The following is a 2893-nucleotide window of genomic DNA, read 5'->3' on the forward strand; positions in this document are numbered from 1 at the left end:
CCAGGCGCGCGACGTCGGCGACGTGCAGCGCGTCCGGGCGGGAGTCGTGGTCGTCGCCGGGGCCGGTCAGGTGCGCGTAGATCGAGCTGCGCATGACGTCGACGGTGGAGACCTCGCACCCGGCGGCGTTCAGGTGCCGGACGAGGCGCACGGCGATCTGCGCGTTGGCGAGGAGGTCGTCGCTGGTGGTCTGCTTGCGGGTCATTGGTAGACTCCTGTTCGTTGAAGGTTGAACGACGCGGCCGCTGCCTGGGAGGTGGGCGGCCGTTGTCGCGTCCGGGGTCAGCGGCGCTTGTTGCGCTGCCGCGCTGCCGACAGCGGGGTCATGGACAGCGGGTCGACGGCGACGGCGTTGCGGGCGAGGTAGCGCTCCACGTCCTCGGCCGAGAACCGCCACACGTGCCCGAGCTTCGAACCGGCCAGGCGCCCGCCACGGGCCTGCTCGCAGACCCAGGGGACCGGCCGGTTCAGCCATGCGGCGACCTCGGAGGCGGACAGGAGCGGGGCGGGCATCAGGCGGCGCTCGTGGTTCGTTCGGCCCGCGCGAGGTCGAGCAGGGCGAAGCCGTCGGCGAGGCCGAGTGCCCGTGCGAGCAGGTCAACGTCCTCCAGGTCCATGCGGATGTCCCCGGCGAGGCGCTTGCTGAGGGCCGAGGGGGAGATCCCGGCGCGGCGGGCCAGGTCAGCCTCCGAGGAGAGGCCCGCCCGGACGCGCTGGACCCTGATCGCCTGGGCGACGGCCTGCTGTGTGGTGCTGTCCATGTGCATCAACCTAACTCAATAGAGATAGCCATGCAACCCACCTAGACGGTGTTTCTCAGATGAGATAGGTTGCAGGCATGGTGAGGAACGCTCAGATACCCGAGATGGGCAAGTTCGCACAGGCATGGGCCAGCGCCGTGAAGTCCGCCGTTGCGTCAGCCGGCGTCTCCGGCAGCGAGCTGGCGCGTCGGCTTGGCCGCGCCCAGTCCTACGTGTCGCTGCGCCTCAACGGACGAAGGGCGTGGACGCTCGACGAGCTGGATCAGATCGCGCGCGCTCTGGGCATCAGCGTCGACTCGCTCATGGAGCGCGCGCGGTCGGGTGAGTGACCGCCTCCGCCCGGGCCCCCCTGGTGATCTTCATCGGGCCGGTCTATCCGGATCCTCCGACACCGCTCACCCGGTCGGCGTATCCGCGCGTCCTGCGGGCTGTTACCAAGGTAACAACCTGGTCGGCGTTCGTGCTCAGTGACGGGCTGGCGAATCGGCTCGTTGAGCACGGGGATGGGCTAGGCTGAGCACGAAACGACCAGTTTGGTGAACAGGTTCAAGTCCCGTTAGCCACCCCAACGTTTGTGCAGGTCAGAGCGATATCGGGAGAGCGGCGCGACCCGTGGTAACGGACCGTGGTAACACCTGATGGAATCTGACCGGCGCTAGGAGCAGATGACCGACCATGGTGAGCATCAGTAGGCGCTTCTCGAAGGACGGTCACGAGCGGTTCCGCGTCGGCTACCGGCAGGACGGGCAGCTGCGCTGGACGCCGACGATCGAGACGGCCGAGGGCGCCGTAGAGATGAAGGGCCTCATCGAGAGGCTCGGACCCGACGCCGCGCTCGCCATCCTCGCCCGGCGCTCAGGACGGACCACCGACACCTCGACCACGCTCCTGGCGACCGTCCTGGAGCGACACCTCGAGGCTCTCGCCGCTTCGGCCACTCCCGGCACCGTCGCCGAGTACCGGCGCCTGGCTGCACGCACCTGGGGGCCGCGGCTCGGCCCGCTTCCTGTCGACGCGATCACCCGTGAGGCCGTCACCGCGTGGATCGGGTGGCAGCGTCAGCAGACCACCAACCGCGGCCGCGCCTACTCCCCCAAGAGCATCGCGAACGCGCACGGGCTCCTGTCCGCGGTCCTGTCCCGCGCCGTCGAGCTGGACCTGGTCGGTCGCAACGTCGCCCACAAGGTCCCGCTGCCCTCCGACGCCGAAGGCCCGGAGATGGTGATCCTCACCGAGGCTGAGTTCATCGCGCTCTTGACGGCCACCCCGGCGCACTGGCGTCCCCTGGTCGGCACCCTGTTCCTCACCGGCCTGCGCTGGGGTGAAGCCACTGCACTGACCCCCGACGACCTCGACCTCGACGCAGACACGCCCGTGCTGCGGGTCTCGCGCGCATGGAAGAAGGGCGCGGCCGGCGTCTACCTCGGCGCGCCGAAGACGCGCAAGGGCCGCCGGACGGTGAGTCTGCCGCCCGAGCTCGTGCCCGTGCTGCGCGCCCAGGCCCAGGGGCGCGCCGGCGGCGATCTGCTGTTCACGGCGGCGCAGGGCGGCCGGGTCTCCGCACAGCACTTCCACGGCCGGGTGTGGCGGCCCGCGCTGGCGGCCGCGGGGCTGACGAAGCGGCCTCGGGTGCACGACCTGCGGCACTCGCACGCCTCGCACATGCTCGCGCAGGGCGAGGACATCTACTCCCTCTCGCGCCGGATGGGGCACGAGTCGGTGAAGGTCACCGGCGACGTCTACGGGCACCTGCTGCCCGACGCGCACACCCGCAGCGCCGAGGTCGCGGGGCGCATCGCACCGGGGGCGTTCCCGGCGATCGGCCCCTGACCCCGGACGCACGAAAGCGCCCCCACCCGGCCGGAGCCGAGCGGGGGCGTCAGTCGTGCCGGGTCTAGTACACGCGGATCCCGGTGCCGGGTCGGGCAGGCGCCTCGGGGGTGTCGGTGAGCCGCACCTTGTCCTGGTGCGACCCGAGTGCGAGGACGACGGTGCCGACCGGGTTGCTCACGGCGTCGGGCCCGGCGACCAGGAGTCGCGCGATCCCGGCCGTGCCCGCGGTGACGGCGGCCGCGGTCACCCCGAGCGTCGCGGCGACCTGCGCCCACCCGGTGGCGGCGGTGTCGGTCCAC

At 71.3% G+C, this 2893-nt stretch carries 6 protein-coding genes; 2 read left to right on the plus strand and 4 right to left on the minus strand.

Going from position 1 to position 2893, the window contains the following annotated elements:
* The 3 genes from ABWK99_RS15355 to ABWK99_RS15365 all read right to left on the minus strand — a co-directional run.
* Positions 1 to 205, minus strand: a 205-nt coding sequence (locus tag ABWK99_RS15355) for a hypothetical protein (RefSeq protein ID WP_372595561.1), incomplete at its 3' end; no start/stop codon positions are given.
* Positions 206 to 282: 77 nt separating this feature from the next.
* Positions 283 to 513: a helix-turn-helix domain-containing protein gene (locus tag ABWK99_RS15360; protein WP_372595562.1), complete on the minus strand. Its 231-nt coding sequence runs from the start codon at positions 511 to 513 to the stop codon at positions 283 to 285.
* Positions 513 to 761 (minus strand): helix-turn-helix domain-containing protein, encoded by a 249-nt coding sequence (locus ABWK99_RS15365; RefSeq protein ID WP_372595563.1) that lies wholly within the window; start codon positions 759 to 761, stop codon positions 513 to 515. The genes ABWK99_RS15360 and ABWK99_RS15365 overlap by 1 nt, the downstream gene beginning before the upstream one ends.
* Before the next feature lie 104 nt (positions 762 to 865).
* On the opposite strand from ABWK99_RS15365, the gene ABWK99_RS15370 reads away from it, so the two are divergent.
* Positions 866 to 1090 carry a helix-turn-helix domain-containing protein gene (locus ABWK99_RS15370; RefSeq protein ID WP_372595564.1) on the plus strand — a complete coding sequence of 75 codons (225 nt, stop codon included), beginning with the start codon at positions 866 to 868 and terminating at the stop codon, positions 1088 to 1090.
* 346 nt (positions 1091 to 1436) lie between these two features.
* Positions 1437 to 2591 (plus strand): tyrosine-type recombinase/integrase, encoded by a 1155-nt coding sequence (locus ABWK99_RS15375; protein ID WP_372595565.1) that lies wholly within the window; start codon positions 1437 to 1439, stop codon positions 2589 to 2591.
* 64 nt (positions 2592 to 2655) lie between these two features.
* Here ABWK99_RS15375 and ABWK99_RS15380 read toward each other — a convergent pair.
* Positions 2656 to 2893, minus strand: a 238-nt coding sequence (locus tag ABWK99_RS15380; RefSeq protein ID WP_372595566.1) for a hypothetical protein, incomplete at its 5' end; no start/stop codon positions are given.

Source organism: Actinotalea sp., from assembly GCF_041597215.1.
Lineage (GTDB): Bacteria > Actinomycetota > Actinomycetes > Actinomycetales > Cellulomonadaceae > Actinotalea.

Excerpts from the sequence above, each read along its gene's own strand:
- ABWK99_RS15360 (WP_372595562.1), bottom strand. The coding sequence starts at position 513 with ATGCCCGCCCCGCTCCTGTCCGCCTCCGAGGTCGCCGCATGGCTGAAC.
- ABWK99_RS15365 (WP_372595563.1), bottom strand. The coding sequence starts at position 761 with ATGGACAGCACCACACAGCAGGCCGTCGCCCAGGCGATCAGGGTCCAG.
- ABWK99_RS15370 (WP_372595564.1), top strand. The coding sequence starts at position 866 with ATGGGCAAGTTCGCACAGGCATGGGCCAGCGCCGTGAAGTCCGCCGTT.
- ABWK99_RS15375 (WP_372595565.1), top strand. The coding sequence starts at position 1,437 with ATGGTGAGCATCAGTAGGCGCTTCTCGAAGGACGGTCACGAGCGGTTC.